5 protein-coding genes and 1 pseudogene are annotated in these 4,890 nt (G+C 70.6%); 3 read left to right on the forward strand and 3 right to left on the reverse strand.

Annotation, left to right across the window (positions count from 1 at the left end; all coding sequences use genetic code 11):
• Positions 1–8: 8 nt before the first annotated feature.
• Positions 9–215, forward strand: a complete 207-nt coding sequence (locus JMF90_RS24095; protein WP_011694889.1) for a hypothetical protein — start codon at positions 9–11, stop codon at positions 213–215.
• A gap of 43 nt (positions 216–258) precedes the next feature.
• On the opposite strand, the gene JMF90_RS24100 is transcribed toward JMF90_RS24095, so the two are convergent.
• The 3 genes from JMF90_RS24100 to JMF90_RS24110 all read right to left on the reverse strand — a co-directional run bounded on the left by JMF90_RS24100 (position 259) and on the right by JMF90_RS24110 (position 3,026).
• A complete protein-coding gene (locus JMF90_RS24100) occupies positions 259–1,383 on the reverse strand; it encodes an OpgC domain-containing protein (protein WP_011548886.1) in 1,125 nt (374 codons plus the stop codon).
• A 428-nt stretch (positions 1,384–1,811) separates the two neighbouring features.
• Positions 1,812–2,711, reverse strand: coding sequence for an EamA family transporter RarD (rarD, locus tag JMF90_RS24105; RefSeq protein WP_011548885.1), 900 nt, complete (start codon positions 2,709–2,711; stop codon positions 1,812–1,814).
• An 18-nt stretch (positions 2,712–2,729) separates the two neighbouring features.
• Entirely contained in the window at positions 2,730–3,026 is a 297-nt protein-coding gene (locus JMF90_RS24110; protein ID WP_006480292.1) for an acylphosphatase, read from the reverse strand.
• A gap of 152 nt (positions 3,027–3,178) precedes the next feature.
• Here JMF90_RS24110 and hpnA point away from each other — a divergent pair, with 152 nt between their 5' ends.
• Both hpnA and JMF90_RS24120 read left to right on the forward strand, forming a co-directional pair.
• On the forward strand, positions 3,179–4,186 hold the full coding sequence (hpnA, locus tag JMF90_RS24115) for a hopanoid-associated sugar epimerase (protein ID WP_011353724.1): 1,008 nt from the start codon (positions 3,179–3,181) through the stop codon (positions 4,184–4,186).
• Positions 4,187–4,294: 108 nt separating this feature from the next.
• Positions 4,295–4,890, forward strand: a pseudogene (locus tag JMF90_RS24120) (phage tail protein); the annotation flags it as partial.

Raw genomic sequence — 4,890 nt, forward strand, 5'->3', positions numbered from 1 at the left:
AGAACACGATGAAAAGCAAGACAACGCGGCTTTTGAGAATCCTGTCGGACATCCGGCACGCGCAGCGCTGCACCGCGATGCGCGCCGCCCGGGCCGCGGCCGAAGCCGACGCGGTGCTCGCGGAGCGCGACGAGCCGGCGCAGGACGAACGCGACGACGCCGAATCCGACGACGCAACCGCCACGCCCCGCTCCCGTATCGGCTCACCTCACTGACACCGCGCGGCGCCTGCCGCGCCGCACACCAGCCTGCGCGCGCCTACGCCGCCGCGCCGCGCCATCGCGCGATCCACGTTCCCGAACCCGCCACCGCCATCATCAGCCCGACCGCGCACGCGTCGGCGACGAGGCCCACGCCGACGTGCCGCAGATCGGCGCTATGCACGACCGGGTGCAGCAGCGAATCGATCACGAGCGAGATCGCCGCGCCCGCGACGAAGCAGATCAGCCCGCGCTGGCCGACCGCCACGACGGGCTGCACGCCCTGCGCGATCCGCGCGATCCAGCCGAAGCGCACGCAATCGGCCATCAGCCACGCGATGGCCGCGAAGCTCACCACGCGCGGCAGCGCGAGATCGCGCTTGAGCACGCCTTCGGGCACCGGCAGCCCCGAGAACAGCTTGTAGCTCGCGCAGCCGAGCACGATCGCGCACGCGAGCCCGGTCGCCGCGGCGCCCCAGCGACCGAGTGCGACGTGCCGGTAGAACGGCTGGCAGCGTGCGAGCACGCCGGCGACGAACATCAGTTGCCACGCGAACGGGTTGAAGCTCCAGCGGAAGCCGTCGGTGTCCAGCAGTTCCGGGCCGAGCCAGCCCGCGGCGAGCCACGACGCGGCGCTGATCGCGACGAGCAGCCACGGATGGCGCCGCGCGAACGGCACCAGCACCGGCGACGCGAGCGCGAACAGCACGTACATCGGCAGCACCGACGCGAGATACGGCTGGCGCTGGAACGTCAACAGTTCGGCGAGACCCGTGAGCGGCGACGCGAGCATCACGCTGACGTCGTCGAGCGCGAGGTTCGGCGCGTCGATGCCGAAGTGATCGAGCACGGCCGACACGACGAGCATCAGCGTCGACGTCGCGAGAAACGCGCGGTAGATCTGCATCGCGCGCCGCACGAACCGCTGCTGCGCGGCGCGCGCGCCGTGTCGCTCGGCGATCGCGCCATACGCGCTCGCGGTCGCGAAGCCGCCGAGGAACACGAACACCTCGGCCGCATCGCACAGCGCGAACGCGTGCAGCGTCATGCGCGACAGCACGCTCGCGCCGATGTGATCGACGACGATCATCAACAGCACGAGCCCGCGAAAGAAGTCGACTTCGATCAGACGGCCGCTGCGCGACGGCTGCACCATGGCGGAACGCGGCGGGCTCAACGACATGAGCGCACCTGCACGACGGCGGTGCGGCACGCACCGGGGAAAGGATCGGGAGAGAGACGGCGAGCGCGATCAGCGGCGATACGCGTATGCCCGCATCGCGCCAACCCGGCTGGCCAGGCACGGAGATGACCGTTCATTGAAAAGCTGCATACGAAGGGAAGTCGGTCAGGCCAGTCTAGTAGCCGATCAGGGGAGACCCTAAGTAACAAAGTGCAACCGAATCTTCTGTTCGATTACAAGCGCGAGCGTTGCGCGGCGAAGCAGACAGCACCGCCAGATTCGCGTCAGCGCGTCGCCAGTTGGCGGTCAGGATCGAGGGATTCGGCGGGAGTGAGCGGAAGTCGGCAGCGCGACGCGCGGTATTCGACGCTCGGATGAAGCGCGCTGCGCGGCACGTTGCGCACGGCCGGCGCATCGCGACGAGGCGGTCATCCGCGCGCGGGCAAGCGCCGCATCAGCATCGCGCTGCGCCATGCGGTCAGCGCGACGGCGACCCAGATCGGCCCGTACGTCGCGAGCTGCGCGACGCTCAGCGTTTCGCCGAGCAGCAGCAGCGACACCACGACGAGCAGCACAGGCTCGACGTAGCCGAGAATCCCGAACAGCGCCATCGGCAGCATCCGGCTCGCCTTCAGGTAGCTCGCGAGCGCGAGCGTGCTGAGGATGCCGAGCCCCGGCAGCAGCGCGGCCCACAGCAGCGGCTGGCCGGCGACCTGCGTCGCGCTCGTCGCGACCATCGCGAACGCGATCGGGCACAGCAGCACGATCTCGACCGCGAAGGCAGCCAGCGAATCGGCGTTGATCCGCCGGCGCAGCACGAAATACGGCGGATAGCCGAGCGCGACGACCAGCGTCGGCCACGCGAACGCGCGCGTCGCCCACACCTCGTGCGCGACGCCGAGCGCCGCGCACGCGACCGCCGCCCATTGCAGCGGGTCGAGCCGTTCGTGATAGTAGAAGCGGCCGACGAGCACCATCGTCAGCGGCAGCAGGAAATAGCCGAGCGACACTTCGAGCATGCGGCCGTGCAGCGGCGCCCACAGGAACAGCCACAGCTGCACGCCGAGCAGCGCCGCGCTCGCCGGCAGCGCGATCAGCAGGCGCCAGTCGCGCGCGCTGCGCCGCGCCAGCTCGACGAGCGCCGGCCAGCGGCCGCGCAGCGCGATCAGCGCGAGCGCGCCCGGCGCGGTCCACACGATGCGCCACGCGAAGATGTCGAGCCCGGTGAGCGGCGCGAGCAGTTTCGCGTAAGCCGACATCAGCGCGAACAGCGTCGACGCCATCACCGACAGCGTGAGACCGCGCCCGGCTTCCGGATACCCCGTCATGATCGTTTTGTGCCTTTTTTACTGCTGCTGGAAGCGTTCGAAGCGCTTCTCGGTCCGGCGTTCCTCGAACGTCACCTCGGTCACGCGCGCGGCGGGCGGCCCGTGACGCAGCCACGCGAGCATCCGGTCGATCTGCGCGCCGGGGCCCTGGATCATCGCCTCGACGGTGCCGTCCTCCAGATTCGCGACCCAGCCGCGCAGCTTCAGCGCATGCGCCTCGCGCACCGTCGCATGACGAAAGCCGACGCCCTGCACGACGCCGCGCACCCGCACGTAGTAGGTCTCGATCCGTTCGTCCAGTTCATTGCGGCTCATCGCGTCGCCCTCCCGTTGCATTCAAGCCCGGCATTGTAGTCGCGTCGGCCGCTTCGCACACGCGCCGGCCGGGCGTCGCCGCGCACGCCGACCACGTACAATCTCGCCGATGCCCAACCGCCGCGCCGCCCGCGCGGCCCTGAAGGAAACGCATGACTGATACCTCCCGCGATCTCGTTCTCGTCACCGGCGCATCCGGTTTCGTCGGCTCGGCCGTCGCGCGCATCGCGCAGCAGAAAGGCTATGCGGTGCGCGTGCTCGTGCGCCCCACCAGCCCGCGCACGAACGTCGCGGATCTCGATGCCGAGATCGTCACCGGCGACATGCGCGACGAGGCGTCGATGCGCGCCGCGCTGCGCGGCGTGCGCTACCTGCTGCACGTCGCGGCCGACTACCGGCTGTGGGCACCCGACCCCGACGAGATCGAGCGCGCGAACCTCGAAGGCGCGGTCGCGACGATGCGCGCGGCCCGCGCCGAAGGCGTCGAGCGGATCGTCTACACGAGCAGCGTCGCGACGCTGAAGGTGACGAGCGCCGGCGATCCGTCCGACGAGAACCGGCCGCTCACGGCCGAGCAGGCGATCGGCGTCTACAAGCGCAGCAAGGTGCTCGCGGAGCGCGCGGTCGAACGGATGATCGCCGACGAAGGGCTGCCGGCCGTGATCGTCAATCCGTCGACGCCGATCGGCCCGCGCGACGTGAAGCCGACGCCGACCGGCCGCATCATCGTCGAGGCCGCGCTCGGCAAGATTCCTGCGTTCGTCGATACGGGGCTGAACCTCGTGCACGTCGACGACGTCGCGCACGGCCACTTCCTCGCGCTCGAGCGCGGCCGGATCGGCGAGCGCTACATCCTCGGCGGCGAGAACCTGCCGCTGCAGCAGATGCTCGCGGACATCGCGCAGATGACCGGCCGCAAGGCGCCGACGATCGCGCTGCCGCGCTGGCCGCTGTACCCGCTCGCGGTCGGCGCCGAAGCGGTCGCAAAGTTCACGAAGAAGGAGCCGTTCGTCACCGTCGACGGGCTGCGGATGTCGAAGAACAAGATGTATTTCACGTCCGCGAAGGCCGAGCGCGAACTCGGCTACCGTGCGCGCCCGTATCGCGAAGGGCTGCGCGATGCACTGGACTGGTTCGGCTCGGCGGGCTACCTCAAGTAACACAAAGCGGCGCCCCTCGCGCCGCTTTGCGCACTTTGTTACACGTCGCGCGCGGACCGGCATCGGCGCAGCGGTTAAAATCGCGGGTCTTACGCAGAGAAGACACGCATGAACCTGAACGATCAGATCGCTTCGCTCGCCACGGGCGTCGATCAGCTCCTCCACGATCACCACGCCGCGCAGCAGGCGGCACGCAGCGCGGAAGCGTTCGCGCGCGCCGCGGCAGCGGAAGCCCGGGCCGCGGCCGAGCGTCACGCGGCGGCGGAAGCCGAAGCGCAGGCCGCCGCGCAGCGCCACACGGCCGCGGCCGCCGATGCCGAAGCCGCGCAGCGGCGCCATGCCGACGCCACCGCCGCCGCCGAAGCGGCCGCCCAACGTCATACGGATGCCGCCACGCAAGCCGAAGCCGCGTCGCAACGCCATGCGGAAGCCACCGCGCTGACCGAAGCGCTCGCGCAACGTCACGCGGATGCCGAAGCCGCGTCGCAGCGCCACGCGGCGGCGATCGCCGAAGCCGAGGCCGCCGCGCAGCGTCATCACGCCGCCGCGACCGAAGCCGACGCGGCCGCGCAACGCCATGCCGCGGCAACCGCCGAAGCCGAAGCCGCCGCGAAGCGCCATGCGGAAGCGACCGCCGAAGCCGAGGCCGCCGCGCAGCGCCACATGGCCGCGATCGCCGAGGCCGAGGCGCTCGCCAGCGTCAC

This window comes from Burkholderia sp. E168m23, assembly GCF_016586125.1.
Lineage (GTDB): Bacteria > Pseudomonadota > Gammaproteobacteria > Burkholderiales > Burkholderiaceae > Burkholderia > Burkholderia orbicola.

Excerpts from the sequence above, each read along its gene's own strand:
- JMF90_RS24095 (WP_011694889.1), top strand. The coding sequence starts at position 9 with ATGAAAAGCAAGACAACGCGGCTTTTGAGAATCCTGTCGGACATCCGG.
- hpnA (WP_011353724.1), top strand. The coding sequence starts at position 3,179 with ATGACTGATACCTCCCGCGATCTCGTTCTCGTCACCGGCGCATCCGGT.
- rarD (WP_011548885.1), bottom strand. The coding sequence starts at position 2,711 with ATGACGGGGTATCCGGAAGCCGGGCGCGGTCTCACGCTGTCGGTGATG.
- JMF90_RS24100 (WP_011548886.1), bottom strand. The coding sequence starts at position 1,383 with ATGTCGTTGAGCCCGCCGCGTTCCGCCATGGTGCAGCCGTCGCGCAGC.
- JMF90_RS24110 (WP_006480292.1), bottom strand. The coding sequence starts at position 3,026 with ATGAGCCGCAATGAACTGGACGAACGGATCGAGACCTACTACGTGCGG.